Raw genomic sequence first — 16,740 nt, 5'->3', positions numbered from 1 at the left:
CACTGGCGAGCTTCTTTTTTACTTGAATAAAGATTTAACGAAATCAATGATACTAGAGAAGAAATCTTTTACTTTATCTAGGAAACTTTGCCCTTCTTCAGATCCTAAGAAGGCAGACACATGGTCTTTTGCTTTCTCTAATTGGCTACCAACTTGGTTCCAATCGATATTAAGATTTTTCATTTTATCAAATAACGATACTAAGTTATCCAACTGTTCATCTGTTAATGTAATGCCAAGTTGATCAGCAATTTTTTTAATTAATGAACGTAAATCTTCAGTTGTTTTTGGCTGTTCTTTTGCAATTTCTTCTTTAATTTTTGCAAAAAGTTGAACTGCTTTTTCTTCGCCGATTTTATCACCAAGTTGTGCTGTTTGTACCATTTCTTCATTGGCTACTTTTTTTACTTCTTCAGGAATGGCTTTGTTTGATGTTGTTTCATAGGCCTTCATTAAACCTGTTAAAGCAGCAGTTCCTGAAACTTTAAATGGTGCAGTAATTTGAATCTCTGCATCTTTCACACCTGCTGTAATAAGTGCATTTGTGTACATTGCATCTGTTATCGAATTAATGTTTTTTGAGCGTACAATGAGACCAGATCCTGGTTTTGTGTATGTAATCATAGAAGAGGAAATTGCTCTTGTACCAATTTGTGCTTTTGGAACAATTCCTTCTAGAAATTTATGTTCTTCCGCATTAGACACAGTGATGATTGTAGCATCTTTTGGTGCTTTCATTTCTTTTAACAGCTCTTGTTTTTGTTGTTCAGATAAGTTTTCTCCTAGTGTAACAATTGATTCTCCCTCAATGATGTCTGCAAATGAAGCTGTTGGCATAATAAATACGGCTACAGCTAATAGCAGAGCTAGTAATTTCGCTTTCACGAAAAATCGCTCCCTTTCTCTTTCTGAAATTTTCGGGCAACACAGTTATTATAGTATATTTTTCTTATTTGTCACCTAGCTTCTTCCACATTTCAAAAAAGAAGTATGCAGATTGTCGGATTCTTTTTGTTTCTCGTCATGAATATGGTAATATAGTGCTGAGATAGTTGAAAGGAGACATATACATATGAAAACTTTAGGATACATATTAATGGAAAATGGCGAAAAAATCGATTTAGAATTTTTCCCAGAAGAGGCACCAAAAACAGTAGAAAACTTTAAAAAATTAGCAGAGCAAGGATTTTATGATGGTGTGACATTCCACCGCGTTATTCCTGGATTCGTAAGCCAAGGTGGAGACCCAACAGGCACAGGAGCAGGTGGCCCAGGTTACTCTATCCCATGTGAAACTGATGGAAATCCGCATAGACATCTTGTTGGCTCACTTTCTATGGCACATGCTGGCCGTAATACAGGTGGTAGCCAATTCTTTGTTGTTCATGAGCCACAACCGCATTTAGATGGCGTACATACTGTATTCGGTAAAGCAACAAGCGGTATTGAAACAGTATTAAACATGCGTCAAGGCGATGTAATGAAAGAAGTTAAAGTTTGGGAAGAATAAGTTACGAGAAAAGGAGAGCGATTTTGCTCTCTTTTTTTATTTCCTATAAACAGGAATTGGTATATATTTCAAAGTATATGACACAAATAGGACGGCTACTAACGTTAAATTATATTGTTCATGAGAACACACTTTTAACAAAATACATAGGATAGAGTACGAATTATATGCTTCAATAAATGTATTTCTCTTAACATATTGCTTTTGGTAGAACTACTTTGTTCAAAAGTGGTTAATAAGTGAAATGTGATGAGAAAGGGATTTTCCTTTTAGTTCCTATATAGTATTGTCTCTTTTTTGAGCGGTGTAATAGAAAGAAATAGCGTGGAAACATATATTTGACTTTCTTCTTAACGCTTTGTATGATTATCAAGTTATTTCAGCCCCTTCTCACTCTGGTAAAAATATTGTAGAATGAATGTGATATGAAAAGAGTGATTGAGGGGATAAATAGTTTGTAACTTTTGTAAGAAGGGATAAGGGTTATGTTAATTCGTTTTAAAAAAAGTTATGAAAAAATTGCAATGGGGCTTCTTTCATTTATGCCAACTGAAAAAGATGTGAAAACATTACAATTGACAATGAAAGAGTATGAGGCGAAAGAGGATTGGCAATTGTATTTGTGGAAACAAAATGAAGATTTTGTTGGGATAATGGGGATTATAAAAAAAGAAGATCAGGTATTGGAAATTCAGCATTTGAGCGTGAATCCGTCTCACCGTCATATGGGGATTGGGACGAAGATGGTTCAAGAGCTTAAGAGTAAATTTCTTGAGTTTACAATTTGCGGAAATGAGCAAACAGCAAGTTTTTGCAAAAAGTGTAAAGAGCTTGAACAAAATATACATTCATGAAAGCAGGGATAAGTAGTTTATTATCTCTGCTTTCTTTTTTGTAGTTGCTCGTGTCGCTCAGAAATGACTTCTGTTCGATCACGCAATGTGTGCTTACTTATGATGTATTCACCAGGAATGACGTTCACATCTTTCCAAGAGAGGTTTTGTTTCTTACATAACTGTATGCATTGTTTTTCTAACGATACGTCTAACAATGGTAAAAATAACGGCGCAAAAATTTCCTTTTTGTGGATAGAGTGTAATCTTTCATTTAATAAGAACATAAGTTGTTTATGATCTATTCCTAATTGATGTAAAGATGTACTGTTCTTTTCTAAAAGTGCTATTGCGCTTTTTATCATCTTCTCTGCACCATTCCAGTTGGATCGTCTGTGATGGTATAAGGAAACAGCAATTTGAATGAGACCGACTAAGTAATTGTCGCGTTCTCCTCTAGGTTTTAATTTCCAATACTCTTCTAATATTTCATGACATTCAAAATAATCATAGTCTCCGTGAAAATGAATTAAAAATTGTATGTACTCGGTAGGATACATTTTATTCGCTCCTGTCTAACGGTTATATGTACAGTTTATCATAGAAATATTAACAATAAGCGACTAGGGAAATATCCCTAGTCGCTTTATTGCGTCCTATTAGCAGAAGCAAGCTGCTCCTACAATGATTAGTAAAATGAACAGTACAACAAGTAATGCGAACCCACCGCTAAAACCGCAATCAACGTGACCCATAGTTTTTTGACCTCCTACATTGTTCTTACTACATTGTTATCATATGAAGCGGTGGGCATTATGACATGGGCATAGGTCTATTTTTAATTAAATTTCTTAAAAAGGTTGGATAGAACATGAGTATGCTCTATACTTATGGTGTTATAGAAAAAATGTGGTGGGATGCTTTGTGCAGTATAATTTTAAAGTAGAGGCTTTTGAAGGGCCTTTAGATCTATTGTTACACTTAATAAATCGTTACGAAATTGATATATATAATATTCCTGTAGCGAAAATTACAGAGCAATATCTATCTTATGTCCATACGATGAAAGAATTACAATTAGATGTTGCCAGTGAGTATTTAGTAATGGCTGCAACGTTATTACAAATTAAAAGTAAAATGTTGTTACCGAAACAAGAAGAAGATGTACCTGATAACGGTGAAGACTTTATAGATGATCCTCGTCAAGAATTGATGGAGAGGTTAATTGAATATAAGAAATATAAGCAAGTTGCTACTGAGTTAAAAGAAAGAGAACAAGAAAGAGCACAGCTATATACACGTCCGCCAATTGATTTTACATCATTTCAACAAGAAGAGGAGACAAGCTTACCTCTTGATGTTACGTTATATGATATGTTAGCGGCATTTCAAAAGCTAATGCGTCGTAAAAAAGCAAAAACCCCCGTAACAACGCGAATTACTCGCCAAGAAATACCAATTGCACAGCGAATGACTGATATTCTACAACAGTTAGAAGTAAGAGGCGGTCGTCAAAGCTTTTATGATTTGTTTGCTGATGAAGAACGTGAAATAATGGTTGTAACATTTTTAGCGGTTCTTGAGCTAATGAAAAATCAACAAATCATAATTGAGCAGGAACATAATTTTGATGAAATTTTCGTATCAAGCTCTAATAAATCCGTATAGAGTTGATGTGAAGATGGGATAGAAATATTTTATCTCATGTTAGGTTTTAATGTATCGTTTGGAACGAGAGAAGAAATATTGAACCGAACGCATTTACTGTGATTCGGTTTTTTTATGTGTGTTTTTTATGGGAAATAGGAGAAAGGAGTTCGTAAAATGGATAGAAAAGAACAAAAATCGATTATTGAAGGGCTTTTATTTGTTGCAGGTGACGAAGGGATTTATCCGGAACAGATAGCTAAAGTTCTGGAAGTTGAAGTGGAAGAAGTAATAAACAGTATAGAGGAAATGCAAAAAGAATGCGAAGGATCGAATCGCGGTTTGCAAATTGTACAATATGCAAAAGTGTATCGTTTTGCAACAAAGAAAGAACATGCTTCGTACTATCAAAAATTAATAGATACTCCAACCGCGGCTTCACTTTCTCAAGCAGCTCTTGAAACGTTGGCAATCGTTGCGTACCGTCAACCGATTACAAGGACAGAAATGGAAGAGATTAGAGGTGTGAAAACGGATAAGGCATTACAAACGTTAGTTTCACACTTACTTATAAAAGAAACGGGAAGAGCGGAAGGACCAGGGCGCCCTATTTTATACGGAACGACGAAAGAATTTTTAGATACGTTTGGATTGAAAACATTAGATGATTTACCACCTCTTTCGGAAGAAAATGAACAAATGAATGAAGCAGATTTATTCTTTGGTTCTTTACAGGAATTATCAAAATAAAAGCTTAGCATTTTGCTAAGCTTTTTTTGTATATCAATTACAGAGCGTGCCATACTAAATGAAAAAAGGAGACGAGTTATGAAAGGTGTACGGAGTATTCTATTGTTGGTTTCTGTTTTATTATGTTTTTCGTTAAACAGCGCATCGGCTAAAAGATATATGATGTCTATTCATACTGCGTCTTCTATACATATGCAGCGGCAACATTTCGGTAAAATGAAAGTGAGTTTTTTAAAAGTTGGACAAGGTGATGCGACACTTATTACATTGCCAAATGGTCAAACGATGTTAATAGATGGGGGTCCTTATGAAGCGGGAGAGGTCATTATTCAAAAACTAATTGAAAAAAGAATTAATCATTTAGATGTGATTGTAAGTACTCATCCTGATATGGACCATATAGGAGGACTTATTCCAATTGTAGAGCAAATGCCAGTTTCCCTTGTATTAGATAGCGGGAAAACATATAGTTCATTTACTTATCATACGTATCGAAATAACATTAAAAAAAGGGGCATTCCTTTCATTTCAGTGAAGGAAGGACAATACATACCGCTAGATCCACATGTTTCTATACAAGTATTAAACAATGGTAAATCGAAAGACGAGAATAACGAGTCCTCAATTGTGTTAAAGATTCGATATGGTAAAGCGGACTTTTTATTAATGGGTGATGCTGATATACGGACGGAAAATGAAATATTAAAGCAATTTGATGTACATGCAGATGTATTAAAAGTTGGGCATCATGGCTCGTATACTTCAACGAGTGAAACATTCTTAAAAAAAGTAGATCCACAATTCGCTATTCTTTCGTACGGGAGTAGAAATCCATATGGGCATCCTCATCAGAGTGTAGTAAGACGATTAAAACAGCGTGGTATAATGATATATGGAACAAACAAGCGAACTGTGGAAATAGAAACAGATGGTGAACATATTACTATGGGGGCAAGCGGTCTTATGCCATTACTTAAGTAACTAATTATATAAGAGGTTATTATCCATTTTGGTAAAAATGGATAATATATATTAGAATGAAAAAGAAATCAATTTCCTTTTTTCGCTGAACGAAGAGGAAATTTCATTAGAATGTATAGACAACTACTTGTGTGTATATTAAGATGGAATTAGGCGAATAAGGTAATAATAATAAGTAGGTATTTCATGGGAAAGGGTCGATGAAAATGAAAACGCAAGTTGTCATCAATGCCGAAATTTATACAGGTAAAGAAGTAGTGGAAAACGGATTTATTCGTTACACAGAAACAGTTAAAGAAATTGGTTTGATGGCTCAATATGTATCACAAGAAAATGAAACTGTGTTAGATGTGGCAGGAAAGATTGTGATTCCAGGTATGATTGATGTTCATATTCATGGTGGATACGATATTGATGCGATGGATGCAAATAGCGATGGATTAGTAACTCTTGGTAAAGAAATGTTAAAAGAAGGAGTTACAACTTACTTCCCAACAACAATGACACAAGCTCCAGAAGCGATTGAAGCGGCGCTAAGTGCTGCGAAGGAAGCGAAAGACAAAGGAGCACATTTCGAATATATTCACTTAGAAGGACCATATGTTTCAAAAAAACGTGCGGGTGCACAACCACTTGAACATATTGTTCCTGCGAGTATCGAGCAATTTAAACAATGGCAGGAAGCAAGCGGTAATTTAATTAAATTAGTAACATATGCACCGGAAGAAGAAGGTGCGTTAGAGTTTGAACAGTATCTTGCTGAAACAGGTGTTGTTGGCACAATGGGGCATACAGATGCAATTGATGCACAACTGAAAAATAGAAAAATTACACATGCAACACATTTATACAATCAAATGCGTGGATTACATCATCGTGAACCAGGAGTTGTTGGTCATGTGTTATTAAATCCAGATGTAATGGTTGAAGTAATTACAGATGGTATTCACATTCACCCTGATATGGTGAAATTAGCATATAAATTAAAAGGACCGAAAAAAGTAAGTGTCATTACAGATGCAATGCGTGCAAAAGGTCTTGAAGAAGGATTATATGAGCTTGGCGGACAGCCAGTACATGTAAAAGATGGCAGTGCCCGATTAGAAGATGGAACGTTAGCTGGTAGTATTTTAAAAATGGATCAAGCTTTCCGAAATGTAATTGAATTTACAGGATGTTCAATCGAGGAGGCAGTGTTAATGACATCAGTTAACCAAGCAGAAGAATTTGGATTAAATAATAAAGGCGCGTTAGCGGTAGGTAAAGATGCAGACTTTGTTGTTATGACTGAAGAATTACATGTATATGATACGGTTCGTTTAGGAATTCATATGAAGGAAGGGAAGTAATTAGATGAATATTCTAGTTGTAAAAACTCCAGAAGAATTAGCAGAAGCAGGTTATAAGTTAATTAAAGAGGTTGTAAAATCAAAAGAAAATCCAACTTTAGGAATGGCTACAGGAAGCTCTCCATTAGGTATTTATGCAGAAATGCGAAAAAATAAACTTGATACAAGTCATGCAACCACTGTAAACTTAGATGAGTACGTAAATTTACCACACGAAGATAAAAACAGCTATCACTATTTCATGCAAGAACAGTTGTTTGATCATCTTCCATTTAAACAAACTTATGTACCGAATGGGATGGCAAGTGATTTAGAGGAAGAGTGCAAGCGTTATGAAGGCATTCTAGTAGCTAACCCAGTTGACTTACAGATTCTTGGAATCGGTGAAAACGGTCACATCGGATTTAATGAGCCAGGAACACCATTTAATTCTCCAACTAACATTGTAGAATTAACAGAATCTACACGCCAAGCAAACCTTCGCTTCTTTGAAAATGAAGAAGATGTGCCGACTCATGCGATTACAATGGGAATTGGAAGTATTATGAAAGCGAAACAAATTCTACTTGTTGCTATGGGATCTAAAAAGGCAGAAGCTATTAAAGAATTATTGCAAGGTGAATATAGTGAGGCGTGTCCTGCTACAGTTTTACAACGTCATCCGAATGTAACCGTAATCGCAGATCCAGAAGCTCTATCTTTATGCAGTGAGGCGATTGCTGATGAACATCGACAAGTATTCACCATTTCCGATTTATTATCAGATTCAAGAGTGGGTGAAACAGCTAATTGAGGAAGGCGAATGGAAGCCGGGAGATAAAATTCCGTCTGAGAATGAACTTTGTGATAAGTTCGAAGTGAGTCGTATGACAATCAGACAGGCGATTAATAACTTAGTGGAACAAGGTTATTTATACCGGAAACGTGGGATTGGAACGTTCGTCCAACTTCCGAAAGTGGAGCAAAAGTTGCAAGGAATGACGGGATTCACAGAAGATATGATATCTCGTGGTATGAAACCGAGCAGCCAGTTATTAAGTTTCCGCCTAGTTCCAGCTACTGCTAAAATAGCAGACCGGCTGAGAATACAAGAGGGAGAATCGGTTTATGAAGTGAGGCGTACGCGCTTAGCTGATGACGAACCGATTGCATTTGAGACGACATATTTGTCGCCAACTCTTGTGAAAGATATTAACGAAGAAATATTACAACAATCTTTATATGAACATTTAGAGAAAAAACTGGGCTTTAAGCTTGTTCGCGCTACTCAATCAATTGAAGCTTCAATTGCAACGGATAATGAAGCTGAACATCTGCATATTCCTAAAAAGGCGCCTGTACTTGTAATGCGTCAATGGTCATATTCAGAAGGTGAGTTACCGTTAGAGTATGTGAAATGTATTTATCGTGGGGATCGTTACAAGTTTATTACGAACATCGCACGTAACAAGTAATATATTTCAGTTTGTGAAGTACAGTGAACTTTGATGTTTTCAACATGTAAAGAAATAAAAATACGACTCATCCTTATAAGGATCGAGTCGTATTTTTATTTGCTTCTTCATTATAAACAAGTACTTGGTTAACGGCATCTTTGACAGTATCTACTACATAGTGAGCGTGCTCTTTTACCGCATCATCAGCTTGAGACATAGCAAAACTATGGGGAGTTAAGGAAAACATTGGAATATCATTGTAAGAATCCCCTATGCACGCAACCTCCTCTGGTTGTATTTGAAACTCTTGTAATAAAACAGAAATAGCAGAACCTTTACTAATATTTGGTGGCATTACATCTAAACATTGTTCAGCTGAAATGAAAGTACTAACTTTTCCATGGAATTTTTCATCGATCTTTTTTTGAAGGAGTTGTAAGTTTTCCTTTGTTCCACCGATAGAAATTTTATTTGGAAAAATTGTATCATCGATTTTCTGTAATAAATTTGGTTCTTCAACAGAAGTCATTGCTACTTGTTTTTCGAGTTCATGAATAAAAGGTGTCTTTTCTTCAATATAGTAATTATGCTCATCACTTACATAACGGAAATAAGGGTCTTGATTTGTCATAGCTAGTAAATCAGGAAGAATGCTGGAATCAAAATTTGCGGATAATAGTTGCTTATTTTCATTAGTGTATACAAACACACCATTTACACTAATACGATGGAAATTTGTATTTACAGCTTTCATTAAGTCTGCGATTTCATTATCAAGTCGTCCAGAAGCGAAGCAAAGAATAACATTTTGCTCAGCAAGACTGCGAAGTGCCGCAACATCCTGTTCATCAATCAGACCTCCATGCTGCATCATTGTACCGTCAATATCACTTACAAACATTTTAATCATGTTGCTATCTCCTTTCTATGTACAGTTGCTCTTACATTATACGCATCATATACAAACATGTCTAAAAAATGAATTTTTATCAAATGGTAGATGTTTTACATTGACGACAAAGAAGAATGTTCTGTAACATAAAAGTAGGCTATTTAAGTACGAGGGTGGTGTTATATGAGTAATTATCTAGAAATTAAAAAAGTTTTAAATAATAATGTCATCATTGCTAGCCATCCTGAACACGAGGAAGTAGTAGTGATCGGTAAAGGAATTGGATTTGGAAAAAAGGCTGAAGATGTGTTGGAGCAAGAACAAATTGAGAAAATGTTTGTTTTAAAAAATGAACGTGATCGAGAACAATACAAACTTTTAGTGCCGCATGTGAGTGAAAAGCTAATTGAATTGATGAATGATATTATGTTATACATTCAAGAAAAAGCGGAGTCTCCATTAAATGAACATATTCATATCGCTTTAACAGATCATATTTCTTTTGCAATTAAAAGGCTGAAACAAGGACTTACAATAGATAATCCTTTTTTAGTTGAAACGAAAATGCTATATCCAGAGGAATATGAAATTGCTGAAGGAGTTGTGAAACTTTTAAATTCTCGTTTGCAAATTACATTGCCAGAAGGAGAAGTTGGCTTTATCGCACTCCATATTTATAGCTCGCTTACAAACTCTGATTTATCTTCTGTTAATCAAAATTCTCGTCTTATTGCACAACTTGTGTCTTTAATTGAGACAAACCTACAAATTACATTAGACCAAGAAAGCATTCATTATTTACGCCTTATTCGCCATTTACAATATGCTATTGAACGGGTGAAAAAAGGAGAAAAAGTAGAAGAAGCACAAAGTTTTGCTGATTTATTAAAATTAGAATATCCAGTTTGTTACAATTTGGCGTGGAAGCTAGTCAAAGTAATGCAGAACGAATTACAACTTCCTGTTTATGAAGCGGAGAGTATTTATTTAACGATGCATTTACAACGATTAGTGAAAGCAGAACATGTGTAAAAAGACATATATTTTTGTCTAAAATGAAAACGTTAAAAAAAATGATTGAATCGCTTACAATAGTTATGTATAATAACTATTGCAAAGTTATACAAAATTCGACAAACACATTAAGGTAAATAACGAAAACGTTTGCTTTAATTATAGTGAACTTATACGTAATCCTATTTTTGACACGTGTTACTGATTCGATCAGGCATGAGTGGAGAAAAGTTGGGAATGTAAGCTAAAGAAAGGGACATACTACCCTTTGTATAGCTATCGTTCTATCTTTTTTTTCCTCATGCCTTTTTGGCGTTTGTCGAAAAGTATCAATATAGATAAGAGAGGAAGGGTTTCCATGTTTAAGAAGATCTTTGGTGTTCTTCAAAAAGTCGGAAAAGCGCTTATGCTTCCAGTAGCGATTTTACCGGCAGCAGGTATTTTACTTGGATTTGGTAATGCATTTCAAAATCCACAACTAACAAATGTTATCCCTGCTTTAAAAGCAGATTGGTTCGTAATGGTTGCAAAAATTATGGAACAATCTGGCGATATTATTTTCGCTAACCTTGCGCTATTATTCGCAGTTGGGGTAGCGATCGGTTTAGCTGGTGGAGACGGAGTAGCTGGTTTAGCAGCGTTCGTCGGATACTTAATTATGAACAAAACGATGAGTGTATTCTTAGAAGTAGATAAACTAGTGAAAGTAACAAGCACTGGAACAGATCCAGTAAAAATTGGATTTTCAGATCCAGCATATGCAAACGTATTAGGAATTCCAACGCTGCAAACAGGAGTGTTTGGTGGTATTATCGTCGGGATAGTAGCGGCATATTGTTATAATAAATACTTCAACATTGAATTACCATCATACTTAGGTTTCTTTGCAGGTAAGCGTTTCGTACCAATCGCAACTGCAACATTCTCTTTAGTGGTAGGTATTATCATGTGCTTCATTTGGCCATACATTCAGGGTGGCTTAAATACGTTCTCACATCAAATGATTGATGCAAATAGAACGATAGCAGCATTTATATTCGGTTTAATCGAACGTTCATTAATTCCATTTGGATTACATCATATTTTCTATTCACCGTTCTGGTTCGAATTCGGTCAGTATACAAATGCAGCTGGCGAATTAATCCGTGGTGACCAAAAAATCTTTATGGCACAGTTAAAAGACGGCGTAGAATTAACAGCAGGTACATTTACAACTGGTAAGTATCCGTTCATGATGTTCGGTCTTCCAGCAGCAGCTTTAGCAATGTACCATGAAGCACGTCCGGAAAATAAAAAATTAGCAGCTGGTATTTTAGGATCTGCTGCATTAACATCTTTCTTAACAGGTATTACAGAACCGCTTGAATTTTCATTCTTATTCGTAGCACCAGTATTATTCGGAATTCATGCAGTATTCGCTGGTCTATCATTTATGACAATGCAAATTTTAGGTGTTAAAATTGGTATGACATTCTCTGGTGGTTTAATTGACTTCATATTATTCGGTGTACTACCAGGTCGTACGGCATGGTGGTGGGTAATTATTGTTGGTCTTGTACTAGCAGTTATTTACTACTTCGGATTCCGTTTCGCAATCCGTAAATGGAACTTAAAAACACCTGGTCGTGAAGTAGCGAATGCTAATGAAGGCGCAGGGAAAACAGAAGCAGGAGAACTTCCACGTGAAGTATTAGTAGCACTTGGTGGTAAAGAAAACATTGCTTCGTTAGATGCTTGTATTACTCGTTTACGCGTTCAAGTTAACGAACAAAAAAATGTAAATAAAGACCGTTTAAAAGAGCTTGGAGCAGCCGGTGTACTTGAAGTTGGAAATAACATTCAAGCTATTTTCGGACCGAAATCTGACACGTTAAAATCACAAATTCATGATATTATGTCGGGTCGTACACCTCATGTGGAAAAAGAAGCGCCTGTAAAAGTGGAAGAAGCTCCTCAACAGGTTGATGAAAATGAAACAATCGTTTCACCAATTGAAGGGAAAATCTTACCGATTACAGAAGTACCTGACCAAGTATTCTCAGGGAAAATGATGGGAGATGGATTTGCGATTGAGCCAACAGAAGGAACAGTAGTTTCTCCGGTTAATGGTGAGATTGTAAATGTATTCCCTACAAAACATGCGATTGGTATTCAGTCTGAAGGCGGAAAAGAAATTTTAATCCACTTCGGTATTGATACTGTAAAATTAAATGGTGAAGGCTTTGAAGCGCTTGTAGCACAAGGTGATAAAGTGAAGCAAGGACAACCATTATTAAAAGTAGATCTTGCATTTGTAAAAGAAAATGCACCATCTATTATTACACCAATCGTCTTTACGAATTTACAACAAGGGCAACAAGTCGAATTGAAAAAAGATGGAAATGTTAAGAAGGGCGAAAACGCTATTATTGACATTCAGTAGGAATTTGACGCAAAATGTTTATAATTATAATAGGCGATGTGGTTGACCGAACATCGCCTATTATATACAATAGATGATGTAGTACTCACGTCTATACAACTAAAAAAATACTGTATTTGAAGGAGATAAATTATCATGGAAAAAATCTTTAAAGTAACTAGCGACTCAGGAATTCATGCTCGTCCAGCAACTCTACTTGTAAACACTGCAAGCAAATTTGGTTCTGACATCAACTTAGAGTATAACGGAAAAAACGTTAACTTAAAATCAATCATGGGTGTTATGTCTTTAGGAATTCAACAAGGCGCGGAAATTAAGGTCACTGCAAATGGTGATGATGCAGCTCAAGCACTAGCAGCTATCGAAGAAACTATGAAAAACGAAGGATTAGGAGAATAATGACTCTTAACATTCAAGGGATCGCTGCATCAAGTGGGATTGCTATTGCAAAGGCTTTCAGACTTGAGAATCCTGAATTTAACATTGAAAAGAAATCAATTACAGACGAAGCTGCTGAAATTGCACGCTTAGACGCTGCGCTTGAGAAAGCAAAATCTGAACTAGAAGCTATTAAGGACCATGCTTTTGCTGAGCTAGGTGCTGATAAAGCTGCTATCTTTGAAGCACATTTATTAGTATTAAATGATCCGGAATTAGTAAATCCAGTAAAAGATAAAGTAAATGGCGAAAAAGTAAATGCTGAATTTGCAATGGATGAAGTTGCATCAATGTTTATTTCTATGTTTGAAAACATGGATAACGAATACATGAAAGAACGTGCTGCGGATATTCGCGACGTAACAAAACGTGTTCTTGCACATTTACTAGGAATTAACTTCTCAAACCCTGGTACAATTTCTGAAGAAGTAATCATCATTGCTGAAGATTTAACACCATCTGATACAGCTCAGTTAAACCGTAAGTATGCAAAAGGTTTCACAACTGATATCGGTGGACGTACATCTCACTCTGCAATTATGGCTCGTTCTATGGAAATTCCAGCTGTTGTTGGTACGAAAGTTGTTATGGAGAAAATCCAAAACGGCGATATCGTAATCATTGACGGTTTAGATGGAGAAGTAATTGTAAACCCATCTGAAGAAACTCTTCGTTCTTTTGAAGAAAAGAAAGCGAAATTTGAAGAGCAAAAAGTTGTATGGGCAAAATTAAAAGACCAAGCAACTGTAACAAGTGATGGACATCACGTTGAGCTTGTTGCTAATATCGGAACACCAAATGATGTACAAGGTATTATCGATAATGGCGGAGAAGGCGTTGGTTTATACCGCACAGAATTCTTATACATGGGCCGTGACAATCTTCCAACAGAAGAAGAGCAGTTCGAAGCGTATAAAGCAGTTCTTGAAGGTGTAAAAGAAGATCAACCAGTCGTTGTTCGTACACTTGACATCGGTGGAGATAAAGAACTTCCATACTTACATTTACCAAAAGAAATGAACCCATTCTTAGGATACCGTGCAATTCGCTTATGTCTTGATGAGCAAGATGTGTTCCGTACACAACTTCGTGCATTACTTCGTGCTAGCGTATACGGTAACTTGAAAATTATGTTCCCAATGATTGCAACTCTTGATGAGTTCCGTCAAGCGAAAGCAATCTTATTAGAAGAGAAAGCAAAACTTGTAGAAGCGGGTACAACTGTTTCTGATTCTATTGAAGTTGGTATGATGGTTGAAATTCCAGCTTCAGCAGTATTAGCAGATCAATTCGCCAAAGAAGTTGATTTCTTCTCTATCGGAACAAATGACTTAATCCAATACACAATGGCTGCAGACCGTATGAACGAACAAGTAGCTTACTTATACCAACCATATAACCCATCTATTTTACGTCTTGTAAAAATGGTTATCGATGCTGCTCATAAAGAGGGCAAATGGGCTGGTATGTGTGGTGAGATGGCGGGAGATTCACTTGCTATCCCATTATTATTAGGATTAGGCTTAGATGAGTTCAGTATGAGTGCAACATCTATCCTTCCTGCAAGAACACAACTAAGCAAGTTGTCAAAAGCAGAAATGGAAACATTAGCAGAAAAAGCATTAACAATGTCAACTGCTGAAGAAGTTGTTGAATTAGTTAAAAGCATATAATAGTAAAAAAACCTGAGTCGATTTGAAATCGGTCTCAGGTTTTTTCTATGAGAAAAGTAAATCTTATTTTCTTACTATAGAGGATAAGGAACAGAATTAGATAGCGATTGCAACGATATCAGTTGGGCATACACGTAAAATACCAGTAAAAGTATTTCGATTTTGATTGTTCTTATCGTCTTTATCGTTATCTTTGTCGTCTTTGTTATTACGAGCTAAAGCAGAGAAAAGAGCAACGCCGTTAGCGAAACCTTCAAAAATTACATTGTTGAATGTTCCGTTACCTCTAATGCTTAAAAGAGAAAGTTCTGTTCCAACTGAAATGCTAGCAAGTACGTTACATACAGCTGTTTGTTGTGGTTTTACCTCTTTCTCTTTCTCGCGATGATCGCGATGGTCACACTCTCTTTCACGATGATGACAGTCTCTAAAGTTATCACAGCATCCAAATGATCCAAACATAATCCTCATCACCCCCTTCACACTTATAATCTATGTAAGTTCGGTAGTTAGTGACTGGACAGATAATGGAAATTTTTCTAGGGGATTTTCTCATTTTAAATGACTAGATGGGTATTTAGTATGGAATGATGTTTAAAATAGGGGAAATGTCACAAAAAAATGTAAAGACCACCGAAATGAATGAATTAGGTAGCCTTTACACTTTTTTGCTTTTATATAAAACGATGATATATACAGGAAGAGCTAAGAGTAGTGGTGCAATGGATCGTGCAGTATGTTTTTCTGCTTCTAATTGTAACGCTTCTTCTTTAGGGAATTGTAACACTGATATGTTTGCAGCATCGCCAATAAAATATAGCAGTAGTACAGTTACTATGTAACTCAAAAGTGCGATAAAGCTTCCGTATGAACTCAATGAAAATCCCTCTCTTGTTATCTATTTGTTATCATTGTATCACAATTGTAACAAAAATACACGGTTATATTTCAATACTTTAACAAATTTCGACACAAAACGCCATATTTGTTTATGGTGATAGCGTAAAAATTACAATTTCTCTATGTGTAGATGTCGAATAATACATTGTAATATTACGGATGTGTGACAGAATATAAAAAAACGAAGGTAATGAAATTACCTTCGTTTTTATTATTTCGCCCATTCACTTACTTGTTCTACGCTCATGCGCGGTGCAGGGTGACCTTTTAAAGTGGATTCACCAATTGTAATAAGCATAATTGGTACGTAACGAGATGAAACATTAAATTCTTCCATTAGTGCTTGTGGGTTGAAACCACCAATTGCGCAAGTATCCCAGCCAGTTGCTTTAGCAGCAAGCATAAGTTGCATTGCTGCTAAAGCAGCATTTGAAAAGGCAGCATCTCGTGGGTATTGCTCACGAGTATATGCAGATTCAATATTTTTAGCTAAGCGCTCTTTTGCGTCTGCTTTCATAAATCCTTGTTCTACAATTGGACCGTAAACAGGTTCAACATTTTTATATGCCTCTAAATCACCTAAAATAGCGACTACGGCAGAAGCATCAAGAATTTGTTGTTGGTTATAAGCAATTGGGTGTAATCGTTTTTGTACATCTTCGCCTTGGAAAACAAGGAATTTCCAGTGTTGCAAGTTCCAAGCAGAAGGTGCTTGCGCAGCTGCTTTTAAAATTTCATGTAACTCTGTAGATGAAATTTCTTTTTCAGGGTTGAATGCACGTGTAGATGTGCGTTCATATAAAACGTTAAAAAAGTCATTGTTTGTCATTATATATCCTCCAAATTACATATCAACTTAATATAAAATAAATGTAATATACTCTACTTACATTTT

Annotated in this window: 19 protein-coding genes; 12 read left to right on the top strand and 7 right to left on the bottom strand. The window is 35.8% G+C overall.

The genetic code is table 11. From position 1 onward, the window contains the following. Nucleotides 1-18: 18 nt before the first annotated feature. Nucleotides 19-885, bottom strand: coding sequence for a DUF1002 domain-containing protein (locus B5P40_RS11570; protein WP_113709263.1), 867 nt, complete (start codon nucleotides 883-885; stop codon nucleotides 19-21). 187 nt (nucleotides 886-1,072) lie between these two features. Between B5P40_RS11570 and B5P40_RS11565 the strand changes: the two genes are divergently transcribed. Beyond that, on the top strand, nucleotides 1,073-1,510 hold the full coding sequence (locus B5P40_RS11565; RefSeq protein ID WP_000853785.1) for a peptidylprolyl isomerase: 438 nt from the start codon (nucleotides 1,073-1,075) through the stop codon (nucleotides 1,508-1,510). A gap of 485 nt (nucleotides 1,511-1,995) precedes the next feature. Further along, the gene (gene ribT / locus B5P40_RS11560; RefSeq protein WP_000908403.1) at nucleotides 1,996-2,364 is read left to right on the top strand and encodes a GNAT family N-acetyltransferase RibT; all 369 of its coding nucleotides are present in this window, start codon (nucleotides 1,996-1,998) and stop codon (nucleotides 2,362-2,364) included. A 20-nt stretch (nucleotides 2,365-2,384) separates the two neighbouring features. Here ribT and B5P40_RS11555 read toward each other — a convergent pair whose 3' ends face one another. Continuing rightward, the gene (locus B5P40_RS11555) at nucleotides 2,385-2,903 is read right to left on the bottom strand and encodes a DUF309 domain-containing protein (RefSeq protein ID WP_002167723.1); all 519 of its coding nucleotides are present in this window, start codon (nucleotides 2,901-2,903) and stop codon (nucleotides 2,385-2,387) included. A 99-nt stretch (nucleotides 2,904-3,002) separates the two neighbouring features. Next, nucleotides 3,003-3,098 (bottom strand): YjcZ family sporulation protein, encoded by a 96-nt coding sequence (locus tag B5P40_RS11550; RefSeq protein ID WP_000510194.1) that lies wholly within the window; start codon nucleotides 3,096-3,098, stop codon nucleotides 3,003-3,005. A 169-nt stretch (nucleotides 3,099-3,267) separates the two neighbouring features. On the opposite strand from B5P40_RS11550, the gene B5P40_RS11545 reads away from it, so the two are divergent. The 6 genes from B5P40_RS11545 to phnF all read left to right on the top strand — a co-directional run bounded on the left by B5P40_RS11545 (nucleotide 3,268) and on the right by phnF (nucleotide 8,524). Continuing rightward, the gene (locus B5P40_RS11545) at nucleotides 3,268-4,011 is read left to right on the top strand and encodes a segregation/condensation protein A (protein ID WP_002143025.1); all 744 of its coding nucleotides are present in this window, start codon (nucleotides 3,268-3,270) and stop codon (nucleotides 4,009-4,011) included. A gap of 156 nt (nucleotides 4,012-4,167) precedes the next feature. Beyond that, nucleotides 4,168-4,740, top strand: coding sequence for an SMC-Scp complex subunit ScpB (gene scpB / locus B5P40_RS11535; RefSeq protein ID WP_002128944.1), 573 nt, complete (start codon nucleotides 4,168-4,170; stop codon nucleotides 4,738-4,740). 78 nt (nucleotides 4,741-4,818) lie between these two features. Further along, entirely contained in the window at nucleotides 4,819-5,721 is a 903-nt protein-coding gene (locus B5P40_RS11530; RefSeq protein WP_002128943.1) for a ComEC/Rec2 family competence protein, read from the top strand. 206 nt (nucleotides 5,722-5,927) lie between these two features. Continuing rightward, nucleotides 5,928-7,070, top strand: a complete 1,143-nt coding sequence (gene nagA, locus B5P40_RS11525) for an N-acetylglucosamine-6-phosphate deacetylase (protein WP_002088433.1) — start codon at nucleotides 5,928-5,930, stop codon at nucleotides 7,068-7,070. A 4-nt stretch (nucleotides 7,071-7,074) separates the two neighbouring features. Continuing rightward, the gene (gene nagB / locus B5P40_RS11520; protein ID WP_002033913.1) at nucleotides 7,075-7,863 is read left to right on the top strand and encodes a glucosamine-6-phosphate deaminase; all 789 of its coding nucleotides are present in this window, start codon (nucleotides 7,075-7,077) and stop codon (nucleotides 7,861-7,863) included. Further along, entirely contained in the window at nucleotides 7,793-8,524 is a 732-nt protein-coding gene (phnF, locus tag B5P40_RS11515) for a phosphonate metabolism transcriptional regulator PhnF (protein WP_078172874.1), read from the top strand. The genes nagB and phnF overlap by 71 nt, the downstream gene beginning before the upstream one ends. A gap of 73 nt (nucleotides 8,525-8,597) precedes the next feature. On the opposite strand, the gene B5P40_RS11510 is transcribed toward phnF, so the two are convergent. Then, nucleotides 8,598-9,416 (bottom strand): Cof-type HAD-IIB family hydrolase, encoded by an 819-nt coding sequence (locus B5P40_RS11510; protein ID WP_002167724.1) that lies wholly within the window; start codon nucleotides 9,414-9,416, stop codon nucleotides 8,598-8,600. A 165-nt stretch (nucleotides 9,417-9,581) separates the two neighbouring features. Here B5P40_RS11510 and glcT point away from each other — a divergent pair, with 165 nt between their 5' ends. The 4 genes from glcT (at nucleotide 9,582) to ptsP (ending at nucleotide 14,945) form a co-directional block, all read left to right on the top strand. Next, nucleotides 9,582-10,430, top strand: coding sequence for a glucose PTS transporter transcription antiterminator GlcT (glcT, locus tag B5P40_RS11505; protein WP_002033914.1), 849 nt, complete (start codon nucleotides 9,582-9,584; stop codon nucleotides 10,428-10,430). Nucleotides 10,431-10,770: 340 nt separating this feature from the next. Beyond that, nucleotides 10,771-12,834: a PTS glucose transporter subunit IIABC gene (gene ptsG / locus B5P40_RS11500; protein ID WP_002014901.1), complete on the top strand. Its 2,064-nt coding sequence runs from the start codon at nucleotides 10,771-10,773 to the stop codon at nucleotides 12,832-12,834. A gap of 135 nt (nucleotides 12,835-12,969) precedes the next feature. Continuing rightward, entirely contained in the window at nucleotides 12,970-13,233 is a 264-nt protein-coding gene (ptsH, locus tag B5P40_RS11495) for a phosphocarrier protein HPr (protein WP_002033915.1), read from the top strand. Then, the gene (gene ptsP, locus B5P40_RS11490) at nucleotides 13,233-14,945 is read left to right on the top strand and encodes a phosphoenolpyruvate--protein phosphotransferase (protein WP_002128938.1); all 1,713 of its coding nucleotides are present in this window, start codon (nucleotides 13,233-13,235) and stop codon (nucleotides 14,943-14,945) included. Before ptsH ends, ptsP begins: the two co-directional genes overlap by 1 nt. A 96-nt stretch (nucleotides 14,946-15,041) precedes the next feature. Here ptsP and B5P40_RS11485 read toward each other — a convergent pair whose 3' ends face one another. From B5P40_RS11485 to B5P40_RS11475, 3 genes are all read right to left on the bottom strand, one after another. Beyond that, entirely contained in the window at nucleotides 15,042-15,407 is a 366-nt protein-coding gene (locus B5P40_RS11485; protein ID WP_002033917.1) for a DUF3915 domain-containing protein, read from the bottom strand. Nucleotides 15,408-15,603: 196 nt separating this feature from the next. Then, nucleotides 15,604-15,822 (bottom strand): hypothetical protein, encoded by a 219-nt coding sequence (locus B5P40_RS11480; RefSeq protein WP_002088422.1) that lies wholly within the window; start codon nucleotides 15,820-15,822, stop codon nucleotides 15,604-15,606. A 234-nt stretch (nucleotides 15,823-16,056) separates the two neighbouring features. Next, nucleotides 16,057-16,674: a nitroreductase family protein gene (locus tag B5P40_RS11475; protein ID WP_002033918.1), complete on the bottom strand. Its 618-nt coding sequence runs from the start codon at nucleotides 16,672-16,674 to the stop codon at nucleotides 16,057-16,059. Nucleotides 16,675-16,740: the final 66 nt, after the last annotated feature.

It is taken from the genome of Bacillus sp. SRB_8, from assembly GCF_003264205.1.
GTDB classification, from domain to species: Bacteria; Bacillota; Bacilli; order Bacillales; family Bacillaceae_G; genus Bacillus_A; species Bacillus_A mycoides.
The sequence above is the reverse complement of the archived record's forward strand: the minus strand, read 5'-3'. Positions and strand labels throughout refer to the sequence as shown.

Coding starts and splice junctions, on each gene's coding strand:
- B5P40_RS11565 (WP_000853785.1), top strand. CDS start 1,073: ATGAAAACTTTAGGATACATATTAATGGAAAATGGCGAAAAAATCGAT.
- ribT (WP_000908403.1), top strand. CDS start 1,996: ATGTTAATTCGTTTTAAAAAAAGTTATGAAAAAATTGCAATGGGGCTT.
- B5P40_RS11555 (WP_002167723.1), bottom strand. CDS start 2,903: ATGTATCCTACCGAGTACATACAATTTTTAATTCATTTTCACGGAGAC.
- B5P40_RS11550 (WP_000510194.1), bottom strand. CDS start 3,098: ATGGGTCACGTTGATTGCGGTTTTAGCGGTGGGTTCGCATTACTTGTT.
- scpB (WP_002128944.1), top strand. CDS start 4,168: ATGGATAGAAAAGAACAAAAATCGATTATTGAAGGGCTTTTATTTGTT.
- B5P40_RS11530 (WP_002128943.1), top strand. CDS start 4,819: ATGAAAGGTGTACGGAGTATTCTATTGTTGGTTTCTGTTTTATTATGT.
- nagA (WP_002088433.1), top strand. CDS start 5,928: ATGAAAACGCAAGTTGTCATCAATGCCGAAATTTATACAGGTAAAGAA.
- nagB (WP_002033913.1), top strand. CDS start 7,075: ATGAATATTCTAGTTGTAAAAACTCCAGAAGAATTAGCAGAAGCAGGT.
- phnF (WP_078172874.1), top strand. CDS start 7,793: ATGAACATCGACAAGTATTCACCATTTCCGATTTATTATCAGATTCAA.
- B5P40_RS11510 (WP_002167724.1), bottom strand. CDS start 9,416: ATGATTAAAATGTTTGTAAGTGATATTGACGGTACAATGATGCAGCAT.
- glcT (WP_002033914.1), top strand. CDS start 9,582: ATGAGTAATTATCTAGAAATTAAAAAAGTTTTAAATAATAATGTCATC.
- ptsG (WP_002014901.1), top strand. CDS start 10,771: ATGTTTAAGAAGATCTTTGGTGTTCTTCAAAAAGTCGGAAAAGCGCTT.
- ptsH (WP_002033915.1), top strand. CDS start 12,970: ATGGAAAAAATCTTTAAAGTAACTAGCGACTCAGGAATTCATGCTCGT.
- ptsP (WP_002128938.1), top strand. CDS start 13,233: ATGACTCTTAACATTCAAGGGATCGCTGCATCAAGTGGGATTGCTATT.
- B5P40_RS11485 (WP_002033917.1), bottom strand. CDS start 15,407: ATGTTTGGATCATTTGGATGCTGTGATAACTTTAGAGACTGTCATCAT.
- B5P40_RS11475 (WP_002033918.1), bottom strand. CDS start 16,674: ATGACAAACAATGACTTTTTTAACGTTTTATATGAACGCACATCTACA.